The following is a 19,828-nucleotide window of genomic DNA, read 5'->3' as shown; positions in this document are numbered from 1 at the left end:
CTTGATAGATTTCCACCAACCACCTGCAGTCGGGCTAACCGCTTCGGCACCTGCGGTGCGGCCAACCACCTGCGGTGAGGCTAACTGCTTCGCGTGGCTCAACAAAAATCTGACAGCTGACGGCTAATAGCTGCCTTTACAACTTAGTCCAGCTCAGCAACCGGTTCCTTGCGCTTTTCGCGGATCGCATCGGGAAGAATGCCCACCAGATCCTGGTCATACACATTCTTCTTGCGGTCAGCTAGAGCCACAAAACGATAGTAGGTCTGCTGCAGCTCTTCGCGGGTCAGCGTAAAGCCGAGCTGCTCCAAACGATGCCTGAGCGCCGCGCGACCCGAATGCTTGCCCAGAACCAGATGAGTGCGGGAAACACCCACCAGCGCCGGGGTCATGATCTCGTAAGTAAGCGGATTGGCCAGCATGCCATGCTGATGAATGCCTGACTCATGCGCGAAAGCATTATCGCCCACGATGGCCTTGTTCGGCGAGGGACGGAAGGTGATGATCTGGCCGAGCACCTGACTGGTGGGATAAATCTGCGCCAGGTTGATGTCGTTCTCCACGCCATAGTGATCCTTGCGGACGTAAAGCGCGGCGGCAATCTCTTCCAGCGCGGCGTTTCCAGCGCGTTCGCCAATGCCGTTGATGGTGCACTCCACCTGACGGGCTCCGCCCTCGATAGCGGCCAGCGAATTGGCCACGGCCATGCCCAGATCATCGTGACAATGCGAGCTGAGAATCACACCCTCACGGTCGATGGCCGGAATGCGCTCGCGCACTTCCTGGAACATGCGGCGAATCTCGTCCGGGGTGGTATAGCCCACGGTGTCGGGCATATTGATGGTGGTTGCGCCAGCCTCAACGGCCACGCGCACCATCTCCACCAGATAATCGCGGTCAGCACGGGTGGCGTCTTCGGGAGAAAACTCCACATCGTCGGCCAGCGAACGGGCCAAACGCACTGACTCACCACACTGGTCAAGGGCCTGCTGACGGGTCAGCTTTAGCTTGTACTCAAGGTGCAGATCGCTTGAAGCGAGAAAGACGTGAATGCGAGCGCGCTCAGCAAACTGCAGCGCACGGGCCGCCATCTCAATGTCTTCGCTGCGGGCCCGGGCCAGAGACGCAATACGGGGCTTGCGAATCGCCTGGGTGATGGTGGCAATAGCGGCAAAATCGCCTTCGCTGGCCATGGCAAAGCCGGCTTCGATGACGTCCACGCCCAGGTCTTCCAGGGCATGCGCCATGGTCAACTTTTCCTGGGTGGTCATGCTACAGCCGGGCGATTGCTCGCCATCGCGCAGCGTGGTATCAAAAAAAACTACGTGATTTGGATTTACGCTCATGGACTCGCCTGCACGGAAGGGATGGGAGACTCCTTCCGGTTCAGCCTAGTGTCTCAAACGAAACAGCATAACGCAAAGTTATTATTTTTAGGGTTGCCATTACAATTGCTTATACGGTGAACAGAGTGCAGAGTACAGAGAACCATGAGCTAAAAGCTGGAAGCTAGAGGCTGGAAGCTGAAACGGAAAGAGAGCCTTGATGGAATTGAGCCAACTGGAAACCTTTCTGGCTGTGGCCGAGGAAAAGAGTTTTTCGCGGGCGGCAACGCGGCTGCATCGTACCCAACCGGCCGTCAGCCAGGTGATTCGCAAACTTGAGGACTCCGTGGGCGAGGTGCTGCTGGACCGCGCCAGCCGCGACGGTGCACTGACGGCGGCGGGGGAATTGCTGCGCGACTACGCCCAGCGGCTGCTGGCCCTGCGCCGCGAGGCCACCAGCGCGCTGGGCGAGCTGAAGAGCCTGGAGCGCGGGCGGCTGCAACTGGCGGCCAACGAATACACCTGCATGTATCTGCTGCCGGCTGTTGACGCCTTCCGCCGCGCCTTCCCCCATGTTTCGGTCACGGTAAACCGCACGCTGGCCTCGCGCATTCCCGACGAGCTAAACCTGCGCACCTATGAACTGGGCGTCACCAGCTACCGGCCGGACCCGGAGCAGTTCCGCTCGATTGCCGTCTACGGCGACAGCCTGGAATTCATCGTGGGGGCAAGCCACCCGCTGGCTGGAGCCCAACGCGTCTCCATCAACGAGCTGGGCAAGGAGAACTTCATTGCCCACAACGTCGCCTCGCCGCTGCGGCGCAAGGTGATTGAGACTTTCGAGCGCTATCGCACCCCGCTGAATATGCCCATCGAACTGCCCACCATCGAAGCCATCAAGCGTTTTGTGGCCATGGGCAACGGCGTAGCTCTGGTGCCACATCTGACGGTGGCACATGAACTTGAGGCAGGGGAGCTGGTTCGGATCCCGGTCGACGAGCTGGAACTGCGCCGGGTGCTGCGTCTGGTCCATCGGCGGCAGGCCACACTAAGCTATGCGGCACAGGCCTTCCTGGACAGCTTGCGCGATCTGGCCAAACAGCAGGGACCGCCGTTCTATTTTCATGTGGATAAGACAGAGTAATAAGGACTAGGGACTAGCTATTCTCCGCTCAAGATGAACGTCAACAGACCCTAGGGACCAAGTGGTCTGGTCCCTAGCCTTCACCCGGCCGAGCGGACGGGCTTTTTCTGCGTGGCTTCGATAGGGGATTGCAGATCGGACTGGCGATCCATCCACTCGTCCAGGCGGGAACGCTTGAAACGCCAGCGGTTGCCCAGCTTGAAGGCAGGAACAAAACCCTCGGAAGCGTATTTATAGAGCGTGTCCGGCGAAATCCCCAGATAGTCGGAAGCCTGACGAATGTCCATTACCTCACGCACCTCGGTCATCAACAGGTTGGTGCGGACGGCATTGTGCATAAGGCCTCCTTGGGGGCGAAATCCACGAACAGCAGAGAAATTCTGCTGGGTGTAGTTTGCCCGGGATCAGCGGGTGGTTCAAGGATTTTCCGCGTCTTCTGGGAGTTTTCTCCCGTTTTACATCTTGGGACGTGAACCGTTCCCGGTGCAAACTTCCCTTAGAACCTCAGCCGCTTGTGGAGCCATGGCACCCACACCCCACCGGTTGGGCTGTTTTTGGTCTTGATGCCGGACAGCAGGAGGACGAGGCCCGCCCGAACTGGAAACCTTACCTAATAAACCATTGATAAATAAGAATTAGTTCCACCACGACGACTTCTGGGCCTTGATGAAATGGGTGTGCTCGCCGCGCGAAAGAAAAAGGTCCAGCGTTTGATTGCCCTCAAAGGTGGAGCAGTCCGGCCAGCTGTTTTCATCCTTCAGCAGGTGGGTTTGCGCGTAGCGATTGTCGATCAGCGTGATTTCCGTGGGCGAACACTGCAGAACACGCTGCCCGCTCAACCAGAAGGAGTGGTTGTCCGTCTGGCCGACGTGTGGATCGTTGGCAATCTTGCTCATGAGCAGGACCATCAGCACAACGGCAAGGATGCCCAGTGTAACTGGAATTGGACTTTTCATAAAAACGCCCTATAAAGATGCCCTTTTAAGGCACAGATTAGCAGATTTCCGCACATTTCAAGGGGGGAAAACCGCAAAAGAGGACTGCAGGCATCCAGATAGTATTTATTTGTCAGAACTGGAATTTTGCTCGTCGTTCGGATTGCGCTTGCTTTCGCTGTGGGTCAATCGCGCCTTCACGTCCTCGAACTCGCTGGTAGAGACGATGTACGCTGCGCGGGCTGGCAAAATTTGGGCAATCTCCTCCTGACTGCGCTGGATGCGTTCGGGGGTCTGGGGATGCTGGTTAAAGGCTTTGGAGACGAGGCCGGGCTTGCGTTTATCCAGTGTCTGAACCTTTTCAAAGTAGGTGATGAGGGCCCTGGGATCGTAGCCGGCGCGATACATGTATTGCACGCCCAGATAGTCGGCCTGAGTTTCGAGTTCCCGGCTGAACTGAAGGCATGAAGCAGGTAGGGCGAATTGCGCGCCCCCGTAAACACCAAGACCCGCCCAGCCGCCCACCAACACCATCGCCGGAGCCATGCCGACCTGAGCCATGTTGGTGCGGGTCATCTGGCGGGCAAAGTGGTGGGCGCAGACGTGGGCAATCTCATGAGCCATTGCGCCAGCCAGCTCGGCCTCGCTGTCGGCATTCAGAATCAGGCCGGAGTTGACGTAGAAGAATCCGCCCGGCAGCGCCATGGCGTTGATCTCGTTCGCGTCAATCACCTTGATGGTGAAGGGTACCTTGCAGTCGGAGTTGCTGACGAGTTTCTGCCCGATGCGGTTCACATACTCCTGCACAAGGGGATCGGAAATCAGCTTGACGCTCTGTTCAACCTCCTGGGAGTAGATGTGGCCAAGGTTGGCCTCGGTGCTGGCTGAGTACCAGTTGCCCAAGCGACTGGTGCCAATGTCGCGATGGCCCACGGCATCCACGTCGTCAATGCTGCCTTTTTTGATTTTGATGAGCTGGCTGCCGACTTCGACCACTTTGGCCGGGGCAAGATTGGCCGCATCTGGCTTGACGGTAGTATCCGGGGCGAGCGATTGAGCATGCACTCCCGCGCCAAGCGCCAAAGCCAGCGCGACTGCCAGGATCGAAGGCTTCCGTTCCTGATTCATTGTTGCCATCTGCGTCAGACCTCTGGCTTGCATGCACTTCTGCGCACATTTTCAGTCTTTACGCTTCCGCATGCCTGATTACAAGAATAATGCGCCGCCTGAGAGCAGAACAACCGCTAGAAAACGCCATACGCTGTGTTGCGACAAAGCCGATTCAGCCTGAAGCTCTCCCTTGCCTCTTTCTTCAGCATGGCTTGACGAGCCACGGGCTTCTCTGGTTTGCTGAAAGCAAGGTCATGCAAGGCGGCAGCTCCAACACGCAGGCAGTGAAGAACGCCAGCAACAGCGTGTGGGAGAGCCGTGCGTCGATGCGTTCCATGGGAGCTATGCGAATTATGTGCCCCATGCTGCGCGGATGCTACGCCTGACCGAACCAGTTTCATCGTTGGATTCCACAGGCCACCACCCGCGCAGAGCGGCTGGTGGTTTTTTGTTTTTAAGACAAGTGCTAGGGGCTAGTACGAGGAGAATGCCTTGGATCGTGTCACGTTAGACCGTATTGAAAGCGCGCGGAAGCGCATTGGCGAATCAATCTACATTTCGCCCTGCCAGCAGTCGCACCACTTGAGCGAGTTGACGGGACTGCCGTTGCACCTGAAGCTGGAAAACCTGCAGATGACCGGCTCGTTCAAGGAGCGGGGAGCGCTGAACAAGCTGCTGACGCTTACCACAGAGGAACGCCAGCGGGGCGTGATTGCGGCCAGCGCCGGCAACCACGCGCAGGGAGTGGCCTTCCACTCAACGGCCCTGGGCATTCGCGCCCAGATCGTGATGCCGCTGGCCACACCGCTGGTCAAGGTAGCGGCCACACGCTCCTTTGGGGCTGAGGTGATTCTGCACGGAGCCAGCTACGACGAGGCCTGCGCCCATGCGCTGGAAATCTGCTCTGCCGAGGGCCGCACCTTCATCCACCCCTTCGACGATCCTGAGGTGATTGCGGGGCAAGGCACCATCGGGCTGGAATTGCTGGAGCAGATTCCGGATCTGGAAGCCGTGATTGTGCCCATCGGCGGCGGCGGCCTGATTGGCGGCATTGCCTGCGCGCTGAAGGAACGCAATTCGAAGATTCGCGTGGTGGGCGTGGAGCCGGAGAAGCTGCCGTCGATGCTGCGAGCGCGGGTTTCGGGCAAACCTATCACCATTGCCGCCGCTGCCACCATTGCCGACGGCATTGCCGTGCGCCGCGCCGGCGACCTTACCATGCCGCTGGTAGAGCGCTACGTGGACGAGATTGTCACGGTGGACGACGAGGAGATTGCCAGCGCCATTTTGACGCTTCTGGAGCAGGAAAAAACGCTGGCCGAGGGCGCGGGCGCGGCGGCGCTGGCCGCAGTGCTGCAATCCAAGACGAACCTGCGCGGCAGGCGCACCGCAGTGCTGGTTTCCGGCGGCAATATCGACGTGACGCTGCTAGCCAAGATCATCGAACGCGGTCTGGTGAAGGATGGCCGCCTGATGCGCATGCGCGTCTACCTGCAAGACCGCCCCGGAGCACTGCTTTCGCTCACCCAGATTCTGGCCCGCGAAGGCGCCAACATCGTGGAGACGCTGCATAATCGCGCCTACTACGGTGTAAGTCTGGGCGAAACCGTGATCGACGTGACGATTGAAACGCGCGGCGCAACGCACATTACGGCCATCAACCACGCACTGCACGAGGCGGGCTTCCGGTTCGAGAGGATTCAGTGAAAACAGGTTCTAGAGACTAGGTGCTTGGTGCCAAGTGCAGAGCATGGGGGCTGGAGATTGATGCACAGAAAACATAAACCCTCTACAGGAAAATCCTCGACGCTGCAGTGGATTCTGACGCTGGTTGGCGTGGGTGTAGCGATTCTGCTGGCTCTGCTGCGGGTGGCAGTATGGGCCAGCCGTGGAGTGCATGGACGATGACTGCACAGAGAACAGAGAACAAAAAGGCTGGAAGCTTGAGGCTAGAGGCTGGAAGCTGTTTTTCAATAGAAAAACTTTGCCACATGCGACACTTAACGTATATAAATCGATGCGCAAGGATTTTTCTGCAAATGGTCAAAAAAACTGGACCAGCCTACCGGTCCCCTGAAGGATGAAGGACTCGTCATGAAACGGAATACCCTGTTTGCTTTGCTTCTCTCGCTGGCGCTGGCCGTACCCGCTTTGGCTGCCAGCAAAACCTTTGTGGCCAACGATTTTGGCGCCAAGGGCGATGGCACAACGCTGGAAACAGCCGCGCTGCAGAAGACCATTGACGCCGCGGCGGCCGTGGGTGGCACGGTCACGCTGAAGCCTGGAACCTACCTGAGCGGCTCAATCTTTCTGAAGTCGGGCGTCACGCTGGATGTGCCGGAAGGCGCAACCATCCTTGGCTCACAGCACGTCGAGGACTATCCACTGCTGCCCACCCGCGTGGCCGGCATTGAAATGACTTGGCCGGCGGCACTGGTCAATGTACGCGAGCAGAAGAACGTGGCCATCACTGGCAAGGGCATCATCGACGGCAACGGGCCCATCTGGTGGAAGTCGTACTGGGACCTGCGCGCAACCTATGAACCGAAGGGCCTGCGTTGGGCCTCGGACTACGATGCGAAGCGGCCGCGCCTGCTGCTGGTGCAGTCGTCGTCTGAAGTGAAGATTGGCGGCGGCATTCAGCTCAAGCGTTCCGGCTTCTGGACGATCCAGTTGCTCTACTCGAACAACATCCACATTGACGGCGTAACCATCCGCAACAACGAGGGCGGCAAAGGCCCGTCGACCGACGGCATCGACATTGATTCCTCGCGCCAGGTGTTGGTGGAGCACGCCGACATTGATGTGAACGACGATGCGCTCTGCCTGAAGTCGGGCCGCGACTCCGACGGTCTGCGCGTGAACCGGCCCACGGAAGACGTGGTTCTGCGCGACTCGATCATCCGCCACGGAGCAGCCGCGGTGACCATCGGCAGCGAGACTTCGGGGGGCTTCCGCAACATCGAAGCCTACAATCTGACGGCGCTCAGCGGAGTGCCTTCGGGTGTGCTGTTCAAGTCCGCCAAAACGCGGGGCGGCTGGGCCAAGAACGTTCGCATTCACGATCTGACGCTGGAGGGTGTGGCCACGCCCATTCACATGACCATGAACTGGAACCCCAGTTACAGCTATGCCACTCTGCCCGAGGGCAGCAAGGACGTTCCGCCCTACTGGATAGTACTGACCACGCATGTTCCCGATGAACAGGGACTGCCCCACTTCAGCGACGTGCACATCTGGAACATCAAGGCCCGCGGAGCGAAGACGGCCTTCAACGTGAGCGCCTACCCGACGGCCACGCTGGACAACTTCCAGATCGATCATCTGGACATTGAAGCTGCTACCGCCGGCACCATCACCAATGCCCGCAACTGGAAGCTCTCAGACAACACAATCAAGACTGCGGACGGCACAACAGTGAAGTTCAGCGACACCTCGTTTGCCGACACGAAGGATGTTCCCTTCGGCGAGCCAAAGTAAGAAAAACAAGTATCCAAAGAGACAAAAACCGCCTTCCTGAACGCCCTCCTACAGGTGCTTCAAGAAGGCGGCTTTGTTTGTGATGAAAAAACAGATGCGGTTGCCTTGCAAAGCGTGCCGACAAGTAATTCCTTCCATCCACAAAAATGGAGCAAACACAGGCAATTTCATACCTATAACAGGCCAAAGCTTTTATTGCCAATACATAACAACAATGGATTCCCATGTTAGCTGAGTCTTAAGTACTGAAAATATTTTCCTATTGACACTCACACAACGGCGGTGCGTTAATTCTCTACCGAGACTAAATCGCCTTAGTACACCCATCTCTACACTTCTGGGGCAGGTGTGCCAAGCATCTAGCCTTACTGATCCAACTGAGCCACAGGAGGCACAAAAGCAAGCCACATGACAAGAACAACCTACAAAAACAGACTGCTTGCATGTTGCGGAATCGGGCGAGTAAGCGGATTTTTGGCCGCACTCACTCTGCTTCTCTGCATGGGAGTTCCAGCCGGAAAGATCTTCGCCCAGTCTGGCGAAGGTTCGCTGCAGGGTACGGTCACCGATGCGTCGGGTGCCGTAATTCCCAATGCCAGCGTAACCATTACCAACAAGGCAACCAACATAACCAGCAAGGCGCAATCGTCTTCGGCTGGCTATTACATTCTTTCTCCCGTTCAGCCGGGAACCTACACGGTAGAAATCATTGCGGCGGGCTTTCAGAAGCTGCAGCAGGACAACGTCGTGGTCGACGCCCTGCAGGCCCGTGTGTACAACCCGCAGATGGCCGTTGGTAATGAAACCGAAACCATCGAAGTCACAGCAGCTCCTCCTGTGCTAGACACCGCCGACGCAACCCTTGGCCTGACGGTTGAAAACGACACCTACACCAACCTTCCGCTGCAGATGAATGGCAACCAGCAGCGCGATCCTACCGCATTTGCCTCTCTCACGCCGGGCGCACAGTCTGGCTCCCGCATGCCGGTCATCGGCGGCACGGGCAACTACCTCGGCCAGCTATACCTGGAAGGCATGCCTGCAACAACCGTCAACATGCAGGGCGACAACCGCGTGGTTTCGCTATCGATGAGCGTGGAGGCCGTCGATCAGTTTCAGGTGCTGACCAGCACTCCGCCTGCCGAGTACATGGGCGCCGGCGCGATGAACTTTTCAATGAAGTCGGGCGGCCTGAAGTATCACGGCAAGATTGCCGACTACGTTCGCAACACGGTCTTCGACTCCTGGGGCTTTACCTCCAAGTGGTCCACGGTCACAAATTCCCAGAACCAGTCGCAGTATGCGCCGAAGCCGGTCGAACACCAGAACGAACTTTCGGTGAGCTTCAGCGGCGTGGTGCCGAAGACCCACGACAAGATGTTTTTCTTCGTGGCCTACGATAAGTATCACAACCGCAAGGGCGGCAGCCCCTCGCTCTACACGATCCCCACGACGGCTATGCTGTCGGGAGACTTTACCGAACTGAACGGCTACAACATCGGTTCGGGTGGCTTGTCCGGTACGGGTACCACTGCCGCGACCAACAGGGCCATCCTCTACGACCCGACTTCCAACAAATGTACGAGCAGCAGCGCCTGCACCCGTACGCCACTGAGCGCAACCAAAAACGGCGCAAGCACTTACAACGTGATTCCGTCGAGCATGATCTCGCCGATCGCCAAGGCCATGGCTGCATTCATGCCGGCCCCAACGATCAGCAGCACGCTGACCAACAACTACCTCTACGCTTACACCTCCGGTTATGACAACCACCTGCTCGACTGGCGTGTGGACTACGATCTGAGCTCGCGTCAGCGCATCAGTTCGGTGGGCGCCATGGGCTCGGTCAACTACCTGCGCAACTTCTCCAACGGCATGCCGGTTCCTTACGTTACGGGCACCTATGCCGACATCCATCCGAAGAGCTACATCATCGAAGATGTCTATACGATCAACGAAAACCTGGTCAACCAGATGAAGTACAGCTACACACGCTTCATCCAGCCGCAGCGTGCGGCCACTGATGGCATGTCGCAGTACACACCTGCAACCATGGGCATCACCAACGTTCCCACGGGCCAGGCCGCAACGACGTTTCCAGGCGCAGCCTTCGCCACCACCACAGCCTATAGCACTGCGATGACAAGCTGGACGGGCAACAGCACGAGCTACTCGACCCAGCGCGTCAACCCGAACACCTTCACGCTGACCGACAACCTGCAGTATCTGCACGGCAAGCACTCGATCACAATTGGTTTCTCGCGTCTGTGGGAAGAGATCAACACAGCGGCTCCGCTTGCCTACTCGTCTGAACTGGCTTTGGCCTATAGTGCATTTTCGACGGCCAATTACTCCGGCAACGCTCTGAGCACGGGAACATCTGCAGCGCCTTCGGGCTATTCGTTTGCCAGCTACATGCTGGGCGCAGTGGCCGGTTCAACTTCGGGCACCGGTTACGCTCCTTCCGTCGCCCTGTATCCGCTCAGCGAAACCGGTGGACGCTACCACACCCTGGCTATCTACGTCCGCGACACCTACAAGGTCAGCAGCAAGCTCACCGTCGACTACGGTCTGCGCTGGGATTACCTGCCTCCGTTCCACGAGGTCAAGGACCGCTGGACTTACCTAAATCCGGCTTTGACCAACCCTCTGACAAACAGCTACGGCATGTTGCAGTTTGCCGGCAACTGGGGTGGCGCAAGCGTGAGCTGCCAGTGCAAAACTCCGGTTCACACCTACTGGAAGAATATCGGGCCGCGCGTAGGCATCGCCTATGAGCTGAATCCTACTGAGTCTCGCGTAATATGGTGACACGATAGATCAAAAAAAGAGTCCCGCGTGGTGCAGGAAAGAAAACGGCAGTATGGATTGGCGCACTCTCTCCATGCCGCTGCGCACACCGTCTTCAGCCTCGCCAAGTCCGGCAACACATCGGTTGGCCAATTCCTGACCTTTGATGTTGCTCCATAAGTCCTCTACCGGATTCAGATCAGGAGAATAACCTGGCAGCGTCTCTACCTGCAGCCAACTACGCTGGCTCTCCAGATACTGCTTCATCTTCCTGCTTTTGTGTGCAGGCAGTCCATCCCAGATCAGAATCACCTTCTGCCCGCGCAAGTGTTTCTTCAGATCACGCAAAAAGACGGTCAGCCGTTCGTCGTTGTAGCTGCCTGGCCGGGTCTGAAACCACAACCGGCATCGCTTGCCGTCCCAGCGATAGCCCAGTGCCGCGCTGATCGACAGCTTCTTCCAGTTGAAGGCATAAACCAACACCGGAGTCTCTCCCTTCGGCGCCCAAGTCCGTCTTACCGGCGGCCGCTCCGAGACTCCGCTTTCGTCCTGGAAGAGAATCCAGGCTCTTCGCCGCCGGGCGTTTTTTTTATTGCCGGCCACCGCTTCGCCATCCACAGCCGCCGACCTTCGTCATTGCGTTCCCGCGCTCGCTTGGCCGGCCGTTGCAGACTCCACTCAAGAGCGGCAAGAATCTTCCATACATGGCCGGGATGATAGTGAACGCCCGTGGTCCGTTCGATTACTGCCGCCACACGGGGCAATGTCCACAGATCGGTTCCGAAACCATGGGCCTGCGCGCCTTGACGCAACGCCTTGTCCACCTGCTTGAGTTGCGCCCCATCCAGTTTCGGCCGACGACCTGCCCGCCCCGCCCCGCGAATCCAACCCGGCTTATCCTGACGCCAAGCCTCGAACCATCGGCTCACGCTTTGACGGCTGATGAGGAGTTCACGGGCGATCTCTGCCTGTGAACGCTTGCCGGCGGCAAACAGACGCGCGGCGCGGCGGCGGCGTTCTTGCAGGGCTGCGAAGTCACGTCGTGGCGCATTGGATCGTGTCATGCCTGATAGCTTACTGCTACACGACCGACATTGTCACTATATTATGCGAGGTTCAGTAAGACCATCCTCCGCACCGGCGCAGCCATGGTCTATTCGCAGGCTGGCGGCGTGGGCGGCCGTGCAGGCAGCGCTACCGGAACCGGCCAGACCGGCTTCAACATGTCGGCCACCGGCGCAACAGAAATCAGTTCGGGCGTATCGGCCGGACCGTCCTACTACCTGAACAACAGCACGGCTTTCACATCCGCAGGCATTGCCAACACTGCCCTGCTGGGTGGCGTATCCATGCCTTCGGCTCCTACGCCTGGTGTTTCGGCGCAGGAACTGAATACCGGCTATTACTACTCCGGAAGCGGTACCAAGGCTGTTTCAGCCAACAGTGTCAGCTACGCAGATCCGTATCTGTCAGGCCGCGCACCAGTGATTGAGCTGTGGAACTTCGGCATCGAACGCAGCCTCACGCCCGATCTGACCCTGGGCGTGAACTACGTCGGCAATGAAAGCCATTTCATCGTCAACTCCGGCACCACCGGCACCAATGCCCGCGGCTACTGGACCAACCAGCTAAACCCGAAATACCTGGCAGTTCTGGGCAGCGTTAAGGACAGCACCAACAGTGCGCCAATCCTGACCTCGACCGCCACGGCAGCCAATGCGGCCATCGTCGCATCCTACTTCCCGACGGCAAACATTCCCAGCTTCATCACGAGTGCAAGCTCTTACACTGGAGCCGCCACAATTGCCCAGGCCCTGACGGCATTCCCGCAGTACTCGGGCGTCACCGACACATGGGGCAACACCGGCAACTACAGCTACCACTCGCTGCAGGTGACCCTGAACCAGCGCATGCACAAGGGGTTGACCTACAACGTCAACTACACCTACGCCAAGAACGTGGGCGATGACGGCACTTTCCGTTCCGGCTTCGATATTCCCGCGGCGGCCATCTCCAACGGCACCAAGGCTTACAAACAGAACCGCATCGACCGTGGCTTGACCTCGCTTTCAATGCCGCACACCATTCATGCCTACGGCGTCTACAAGCTTCCCTTCGGCAAGAATGCCCTTGGAAATAGCCTTCCGGTGATTAGCCCCATCATCAGCGGATGGCAGATCTCCGGCATCTACCAGTTCAGCTCTGGTACGCCGATTGCCACAATCTTCAGCGGACCGACAACCACCAACACCGGCACACTGCCTCTGCAGGGAACGGCGATGCCGGACATGAACAGCTCCTACAAGGGCAACGGCCGTACGCAATACAAGTACGGCAACGGCCCCAAAGGACGCACTGCCTGCAGCCTGGGCATTGCCGCCATCGGCGGAAGCTGCGCGAAGGTTCAGTATCTGGATACGAACGCCTTCAGCACGCCAACCAACGCGGCAAGCACCGGCACGCAGTACCTGATCGGCAATGCGCCGCGCACCCGCGCATACAGCGCAATGCGTAACCCTTACTACTGGAACGTCGACGCCGGTGTGCGCCGCACGATCGACCTGCACAAGTACAACGCGCAGTTCACCTTTGAAGCAGATGTGACCAACGTGTGGAACCACGCCACCTTCGGCAGCCCGAGCGCAAGCTGGGCTTCGGGTTCCAGCACCTACGGCACCATCAGCGCCATGTCGTCTTCGTACGCGCCGCGTGACTGGCAGTTTGCCGGCCACCTCAGCTTCTAACTCAACCGGCAGCAGCCTTTCATGCGGCTGCTGCCCTCAACAGCAGAGGCCATGCTCCCAACGAGCATGGCCTCTGCTGTTTCTGTTGCAGAATGTCAATCCTCCGTCAGAATAAATTCCTCATATCGGAATTTTTATCTTTTTATACAGCTTTAGATTATGGTCAGAAAAGCATTCCACTCTTCCACCTCTCCCTGTCAGAAAATGGGCTTGAAAGCACGATTCCAGAGGAGATTGCCTGACCAGTCTCCGCCTCTCCCAGCTCTCCATGGTTGTTTCCCGGGGCAGATTCGCAACGCTCCAAGAAGTGGAATCAACTTTCCGGCCTCGCTCCTCTTGCCAATTCCATAAGCCGGAATATAGTCTTTCTTCGCAACGCACAAACAAAGGACAGCAGGCACCCAAAGACCATGCAGAACACAGAGACCCAGGAAAACATTGAAGTAGCGGAAGAAGGCCGCACCAGCGACCGGAATGAATCGCAGACGGTGTTGCGTGCCTGCGAAGTACTCAAGGCCTTCCGGCAGGTGGGCGAGGAACTGCAACTGGCCGACGTGATGGCCCGCACCGGGTTGCCCAAGACGACCACCTTCCGCCTGCTGCGCACACTGATTCACGGCGGACTGATTGAGCGCGCCAGCGCCGGCGTCTATCGTAACAACTTTGTACCCGTGGCGGCACGCTCCTTCCGCATTGGCTTTGCCTCCCAGGGCGATACCGAATTTGCCCGTGAGGTGATGCGCAGTATTGAAGCTGCAGCGGCCCGCGAGCATGTGCAACTGATCACGCTGAACAACCGCTATAGCGCGCGCGAGGCCCTGCGCAACGCCGACCTGCTGATTAAGGAGCGCGTTGACCTGGTGCTGGAGTTCCAGACCTACGAACGCGTGGCCTCGGTGATCGCCTCGAAGTTTGTGGCGGCCAACGTGCCGGTGATTGCGATTGAAGTGCCGCACCCGGGTGCGACGTATTTTGGCGCGGACAACTACAAGGCCGGGTTGATCGGCGGCAAGGCGCTGGGCCGCTGGGCCAACGAGAACTGGCAGGGCGAGGTTGACCAGCTGGTGTTGGTGGAGTTGCCCATTGCCGGATCGCTGCTGGAATTGCGGCTGGCAGGCATGGTGGACGGCTTGCGCATGGAACTGCCGCACATTGTGGAAACACCGATGACACGCCTGAATGGTCGCGGCAACTTCGAACAGGTGCTCGACGTGATGCGCAAATTTCTGCGTCGCCGTGGTCCGGCACGCACGCTGGTGGCCGCCGTGAACGACATTGGCGCACTGGCTGCTCTGCGCGCCTACGAAGAGGCTGGCGCGGCGCATCTGATTGCCGTGATGGGGCAGAACGCACTGAAGGCAGCACGCGCCGAACTGCGGCGGCCCAACACGCGGCTGGTGGGATCGGTGGCCTACTTCCCGGAGCGCTACGGTGAAGAGCTGATCCCGATGGCGTTGAACATTCTGCGCCAGAAGCCGGTTCCATCCACCATGTTCGTCAAACATCAGTTGCTTACCCCCCGCAACGTTGACCTCATCTACCCGTTGGACAAACAGATGAGCTGGGCGGGACGGGGCAAGATGAGCCCGGAACGGCTACTGGAAAACGTCGATGAAGGTTCCATACTGCGGAACCAGGAAACCGCGCTGCTTTAGTTCTTGGATTCCGTTGCAATCGGACAGTAGAGTGCAGGGGGAGAACAAGAATTGCCAGAGCAAGGATTGCCGAAGCAGACACGCAGAGAGTTTCTGGCAGCGATAAGTGCCGCGAGTGCCGTAATGGCCGCACCCGCAGCATTGCGCGCCAGTTGGGCCGCAGGCCGCGGAAGCACGCGCTTTACCGAGTTCGAATACGGCAGCGTGCAGTTGCTGGGCGGACCGCTCAAAGAGCAGTACGACCGCATCGCGGCCGATTATGCGGCGTTGGACAATGATCGTCTGCTGCAGGTCTATCGTGAGCGAGCCGGGCTGCCCGCGCCGGGCAAGCGCATGGGCGGCTGGTATGACCGCGACGGCTTTGTGCCTGGTCACACCTTCGGGCAATATGTATCGGGACTAGCTCGGCTGGCAAAGACGAGCAACGATGCGCAACTGAAGACCAAGGTGCAGGCGCTGGTGCGTGGGCTGGCCGAAACCATGGCCAAGGACGACAACGTTCTGCCCGGGCCGAATGCGGAAAAGCTCTGGCCCTGCTACATCCTCGACAAGCATCTGCAAGGGCTGGTGGATGCGTATGAGTATTGCGGTATGGAAGAGGCGCGGGCACTGATTCCTCGCGTCCTGCACGGAGCACAGCCCTATCTGCCTGCGGCTGGGCGTGACCGCATCGGCAAGAAAGATCCGCCCTACGACGAAACCTTCATCATGCCAGAGACGCTCTTTGCAGCCTGGGAGCTAACCGGCGACAAGGCCTTCCATGATCGCGCCGTGCTTTATCTGCTCGACAAGGAACTCTTTGATCCATTGGCGCGGGGTGAGGATGTGTTTCCTGGCCAGCACGCCTACAGTCACGCCATTGCGATGAGCTCGGCGGGCAAGGCACATCTGGTGCTGGGCGATGAGAAGTACCTGCGCGCCATGCAGACCGCCTTTCGCCTGCTGCGCGACACGCAACAATATGCGACCGGCGGATGGGGTCCGAACGAGACCTTCATCACGCCCCATCGCGGCGAACTCTACGCGAGTCTGCGCTCGACCGACGATCACTTTGAGACGCCCTGCGGCAGCTACGCAGCTATCAAGCTGGCACGCTATCTGATGTGCGCAACCGGCGAGGCGCAGTATGGCGACGGGCTGGAGCGCGTGCTCTACAACGCACTGCTGGCCGTGCGCGAGCCCGACAGCGATGGCGACTATCCGTACTACTCGACGTATGGACCGCAGGCGCGCAAGACCTACTACAAAATCAAGTGGCCCTGCTGCTCCGGCACGCTCGTCGAGGGCGTGGCCAACTATGTAAAGAACATCTACTTCCGCATGGAGAGCGGCGTCGCGGTAAACCTGTATACGCCCTCGCAACTGGACGCAAAGATCGCAGGCAGCGATGTAAGAATCACGCAAAAAACAGCCTATCCGCTGGACGAAAACGTGCGCATCGAAGTACACACGAGCGCACCTGCGGAGTTCACGCTGGCGCTGCGGTTGCCGGGATGGCTGGAACAAAAGGCCGAGATTCGTGTAAACGGAAAAGCTGCAAACGCAGACGTGGTACGAGGATTTGCAACCTTGAAACGGCGCTGGACGGCAGGCGATGTAGTGGAATTGCGACTGCCGATGCGCTTCCGCACCGAGGCTATCGACGACCAGCATCCGGAGACGGTGGCCGTACTGCGTGGACCACTGGTGTATGTGGAGATGAATCCGCGCAGCGATCTTTCTCCGCTCGATGCGCTTGAAAAACGCACGGTCTTTGGCGATGGATTTTATCGCGGCGGAGAGAGTGTTCATGCGCCCTTCTACTTTGTGCGCGAAGAGAGTTACACGACGTACTTCACGAAGCGGAGCTAGCGAAGTCAGCGCGATTAGCGGGGTTCGTGCCGTTGTCGCATAATCCTGAAAACTTCGTTATCAACTCCGGACGCCAAGGCTCTCCAGACACTTAGTCCATAGAACCTAGAACCTGTTTTTACGGATCGCAATCAGGAGAAATGACGATGGGACGGATTGAGGCACGCTACTGGATTGAGACAGCGCATCCACTGGAGAGCGCGGCAGCGATGATGGCCGGCGAACAGTCGACGGGAACCTTTGTGCGCGTGCCGGGCGAGACGGATGAGCTGCGTGAGCTGTATGCGGCGCGGGTGGAAAAGATTGTAGAGCTGAGCACGGTCGATGCGCCGTCGCTGCCCGGTTCGGGTGTGCCAAAGAATCAGGCAGGCCCCGTCGTGCGGCGCACGGCCGAAGTCACGCTGAGCTGGCCCATCGAAAACATGGGGCCGTCGCTGCCAAACCTGATGGCAACGGTCGCAGGCAATCTCTCTGAGCTGAAGCCCTTCTCCGGCCTGAAGCTGCTCGACATCAAGCTGCCCAACGAATTTCTGTCAAAGTATCAGGGCCCGCAGTTTGCCGTAGAGGGCACACGCAGGCTGACGGGAGTCTACGGGCGGCCGCTGATCGGCACAATCATCAAGCCGAGCGTGGGCATGGGCCCGGCGCAAACCGCCGAGCGCGCACGCATGCTAGCCGAAGCCGGTGTGGACTTCATCAAGGACGACGAGTTGCAGGCCGATGGGCCGCACTGTCCGTTTGAAGAGCGCGTGGGCGCAGTGCTGGCCACGCTCAACGATCTGGCTGAAAAGACCGGCCGCAAGGTGATGTATGCGGCCAACATCACCGGCGAGATCGACGAGATGCTCCGCCGCCACGACTTTGTAGTGAAGCACGGCGGAAGCTGCGTGATGACCAGCCTGAACAGCATCGGCCTGCCCGCATTGGTGGCCTTGCGCAAACACACGCAGGTGGCCATTCACGGGCACCGCAACGGCTGGGGCATGTTGGGCCGCTCACACGCCATTGGCATGAGCTTTGTGGCATGGCAAAAATTCTGGCGTCTGGCAGGCATCGATCATGTACACGTGAACGGGATCGACAACAAATTCTGCGAGACGAACGAGTCGGTCATCGCCTCGGCGCGCGAATGCCTGACGCCGATGTTCGACCAGCCCGGTCGTGGCTGCACAATTATGCCGGTATTTTCTTCGGGGCAATCCGCCAAGCAAGTGGCTGCAACCTATGCCGCGCTCGGTTGCACGGATCTGATCTACGCCTGCGGGGGCGGCATCCTCGCGCATCCCGACGGGCCCGCTGCGGGCGTGCACAGCCTGCATCAGGCGTGGGAGGCAGCACTGGCGGGAGTTGCGCTCAGCGAATACGCCAAAGATCATAGCGAGCTGCGCGGAGCTCTGGCTTCTTATGGAGCGCATGGATGAGCGCGCAATTTCACCCCGCTTTGCTCTACACATGGTATGGGGACGACTTCACCGGCTCAACCGACGTGCTGGAACGACTGGCGCTGGAAGGCGTGCCTGCCGTGCTGTTCACGCATGCGCCCGCGGCCGACGAACTGCAGCGTTATGGCGCCTGCCGTGCCGTGGGCATCGCGGGCCAAAGTCGCAGCCAGACGCCTGCATGGATGAGCAAACATCTGCCTGAAGTGTTTGCGCTCTTACGTGCGTGGAATGCTCCCGTGTGCCACTACAAAGTATGCTCGACCTTTGACAGCGGACCGCATGTGGGCAGCATCGGACGGGCAATGGAGCTGGGCAAAGCCGCATTTGACGCGGAGTTTGTGCCGGTGGTGGTGGGCGCGCCGCATCTGGGCCGGGCGGTAGTCTATAGCCAATTATTTGCTGCCGCCCATGGCACAATGCACCGCATCGACCGCCATCCTACAATGAGCCGGCACCCAGTAACTCCGATGCGGGAAGCAGATTTGCGCCTGCATTTATACCGGCAAACCATGTTGCGCATGGGAGCGGTAGACCTGCCCGCCTACCAACAAGGGCGCGTGGCCGAACAACTGGCGGAAGAGTTGCGTGCCGATGCAGAGGCCGTGATCTTTGACGGCTGTGACGACCAGATGACGCTGGAGACGGCCCGCGTTCTGTGGAAACGGGCCCAGAAGAAGCCACTGTTTGCGGTAGGAAGCTCGGGGCTGACGTATGGATTGCTGCAGCATTGGCACGAGGCAGGCTTGATTGAAGCTGCACCAAATCTGGCGAACGCCTCACCTGTGGACAGGCTGGTGGTGCTGAGCGGAAGCTGCTCCCCGGTAACGGAAAAACAGATTCTGCGCGCCCGGCAGATGGGCTTTACAACGCTGGAGATTGACGCACGAGGATGGACCGAAGAGTTGACCGGAGCGGCCGAAGCCGCGCTATCCGCAAACCGCAGCGTGGTGCTGTTTACGGCGCTTGGACCACAGCCAGAGTCACAGACTTATGGCGAGAACTTCAGTGCAACACTCGGAGAACGGCTGAAGGATCTTCTGCTCAGGACAAATGTAAAGCGTGTGGTAGTGGCTGGCGGCGATACATCGACCCACGCCGTGCAGCAACTCGGGCTGCAGGCTCTGACCTTTGCCGCACCACTTGCACCCGGCGCTCCTCTCTGCAAAGCGCATGCTCCCGGCACGGAGTTGGATGGGTTGGAGCTTGTGCTCAAGGGCGGGCAGATCGGTCCAGATGAGTTCTTTGCGCAGGTGAGGGGTTAGCCGAATTAGCTAGGTTGGAAGAGTACACAAAGACAATCGACTTCACTAAGAAAAACCCCGGAACCGTGCAATACGGTTCTGGGGTTTTGT

The 19,828-nt window shown here is 58.9% G+C and carries 17 protein-coding genes; 10 read left to right on the top strand and 7 right to left on the bottom strand.

What is annotated here, in order from left to right; all coding sequences use genetic code 11:
* Positions 1 to 143: 143 nt before the first annotated feature.
* Entirely contained in the window at positions 144 to 1,346 is a 1,203-nt protein-coding gene (locus ACOBR2_RS05975) for a 2-isopropylmalate synthase (RefSeq protein ID WP_420239131.1), read from the bottom strand.
* Positions 1,347 to 1,545: 199 nt separating this feature from the next.
* On the opposite strand from ACOBR2_RS05975, the gene ACOBR2_RS05970 reads away from it, so the two are divergent.
* A complete protein-coding gene (locus ACOBR2_RS05970; RefSeq protein WP_420239130.1) occupies positions 1,546 to 2,469 on the top strand; it encodes a LysR family transcriptional regulator in 924 nt (307 codons plus the stop codon).
* Between the two features lie 80 nt (positions 2,470 to 2,549).
* Here the strand turns inward: ACOBR2_RS05970 and ACOBR2_RS05965 are convergent, their stop codons facing one another.
* The 4 genes from ACOBR2_RS05965 to ACOBR2_RS05950 form a co-directional block, all read right to left on the bottom strand.
* Positions 2,550 to 2,807, bottom strand: a complete 258-nt coding sequence (locus ACOBR2_RS05965; protein ID WP_420239129.1) for a helix-turn-helix domain-containing protein — start codon at positions 2,805 to 2,807, stop codon at positions 2,550 to 2,552.
* 297 nt (positions 2,808 to 3,104) lie between these two features.
* A complete protein-coding gene (locus tag ACOBR2_RS05960; RefSeq protein WP_420239128.1) occupies positions 3,105 to 3,425 on the bottom strand; it encodes a hypothetical protein in 321 nt (106 codons plus the stop codon).
* A 105-nt stretch (positions 3,426 to 3,530) separates the two neighbouring features.
* Positions 3,531 to 4,541, bottom strand: a complete 1,011-nt coding sequence (locus tag ACOBR2_RS05955; RefSeq protein ID WP_420239127.1) for a M48 family metallopeptidase — start codon at positions 4,539 to 4,541, stop codon at positions 3,531 to 3,533.
* Between the two features lie 175 nt (positions 4,542 to 4,716).
* The gene (locus ACOBR2_RS05950) at positions 4,717 to 4,851 is read right to left on the bottom strand and encodes a hypothetical protein (protein ID WP_420239126.1); all 135 of its coding nucleotides are present in this window, start codon (positions 4,849 to 4,851) and stop codon (positions 4,717 to 4,719) included.
* Positions 4,852 to 5,006: 155 nt separating this feature from the next.
* Here ACOBR2_RS05950 and ACOBR2_RS05945 point away from each other — a divergent pair, with 155 nt between their 5' ends.
* The 4 genes from ACOBR2_RS05945 (at position 5,007) to ACOBR2_RS05930 (ending at position 10,805) form a co-directional block, all read left to right on the top strand.
* Complete coding sequence (locus ACOBR2_RS05945; RefSeq protein ID WP_420239125.1) at positions 5,007 to 6,221, top strand: threonine ammonia-lyase; 1,215 nt, start codon at positions 5,007 to 5,009, stop codon at positions 6,219 to 6,221.
* Positions 6,222 to 6,281: 60 nt separating this feature from the next.
* Positions 6,282 to 6,422, top strand: a complete 141-nt coding sequence (locus ACOBR2_RS05940) for a hypothetical protein (RefSeq protein WP_420239124.1) — start codon at positions 6,282 to 6,284, stop codon at positions 6,420 to 6,422.
* Between the two features lie 186 nt (positions 6,423 to 6,608).
* The gene (locus tag ACOBR2_RS05935; protein ID WP_420239123.1) at positions 6,609 to 7,994 is read left to right on the top strand and encodes a glycoside hydrolase family 28 protein; all 1,386 of its coding nucleotides are present in this window, start codon (positions 6,609 to 6,611) and stop codon (positions 7,992 to 7,994) included.
* Positions 7,995 to 8,495: 501 nt separating this feature from the next.
* On the top strand, positions 8,496 to 10,805 hold the full coding sequence (locus tag ACOBR2_RS05930; RefSeq protein WP_420239122.1) for a carboxypeptidase regulatory-like domain-containing protein: 2,310 nt from the start codon (positions 8,496 to 8,498) through the stop codon (positions 10,803 to 10,805).
* Between the two features lie 9 nt (positions 10,806 to 10,814).
* On the opposite strand, the gene ACOBR2_RS05925 is transcribed toward ACOBR2_RS05930, so the two are convergent.
* Complete coding sequence (locus tag ACOBR2_RS05925; RefSeq protein ID WP_420236306.1) at positions 10,815 to 11,387, bottom strand: IS630 family transposase; 573 nt, start codon at positions 11,385 to 11,387, stop codon at positions 10,815 to 10,817.
* Entirely contained in the window at positions 11,300 to 11,848 is a 549-nt protein-coding gene (locus ACOBR2_RS05920; RefSeq protein ID WP_420236305.1) for a winged helix-turn-helix domain-containing protein, read from the bottom strand. The genes ACOBR2_RS05925 and ACOBR2_RS05920 overlap by 88 nt, the downstream gene beginning before the upstream one ends.
* Positions 11,849 to 11,878: 30 nt before the next feature.
* Here ACOBR2_RS05920 and ACOBR2_RS05915 point away from each other — a divergent pair, with 30 nt between their 5' ends.
* The 5 genes from ACOBR2_RS05915 (at position 11,879) to ACOBR2_RS05895 (ending at position 19,738) form a co-directional block, all read left to right on the top strand.
* Positions 11,879 to 13,528, top strand: a complete 1,650-nt coding sequence (locus tag ACOBR2_RS05915; RefSeq protein ID WP_420239121.1) for a hypothetical protein — start codon at positions 11,879 to 11,881, stop codon at positions 13,526 to 13,528.
* A gap of 410 nt (positions 13,529 to 13,938) precedes the next feature.
* On the top strand, positions 13,939 to 15,183 hold the full coding sequence (locus ACOBR2_RS05910; RefSeq protein ID WP_420239120.1) for a substrate-binding domain-containing protein: 1,245 nt from the start codon (positions 13,939 to 13,941) through the stop codon (positions 15,181 to 15,183).
* Positions 15,184 to 15,306: 123 nt separating this feature from the next.
* Complete coding sequence (locus ACOBR2_RS05905) at positions 15,307 to 17,034, top strand: beta-L-arabinofuranosidase domain-containing protein (protein ID WP_420239119.1); 1,728 nt, start codon at positions 15,307 to 15,309, stop codon at positions 17,032 to 17,034.
* A 140-nt stretch (positions 17,035 to 17,174) separates the two neighbouring features.
* Positions 17,175 to 18,455, top strand: coding sequence for a ribulose-bisphosphate carboxylase large subunit family protein (locus tag ACOBR2_RS05900; protein WP_420239118.1), 1,281 nt, complete (start codon positions 17,175 to 17,177; stop codon positions 18,453 to 18,455).
* On the top strand, positions 18,452 to 19,738 hold the full coding sequence (locus ACOBR2_RS05895; RefSeq protein WP_420239117.1) for a four-carbon acid sugar kinase family protein: 1,287 nt from the start codon (positions 18,452 to 18,454) through the stop codon (positions 19,736 to 19,738). Before ACOBR2_RS05900 ends, ACOBR2_RS05895 begins: the two co-directional genes overlap by 4 nt.
* Positions 19,739 to 19,828 lie beyond the last annotated feature (90 nt).

The organism is Telmatobacter bradus (assembly GCF_048629425.1).
GTDB classification, from domain to species: domain Bacteria; phylum Acidobacteriota; class Terriglobia; order Terriglobales; family Acidobacteriaceae; genus Telmatobacter; species Telmatobacter bradus.
This window is presented reverse-complemented; position numbering and strand designations above follow the sequence as displayed.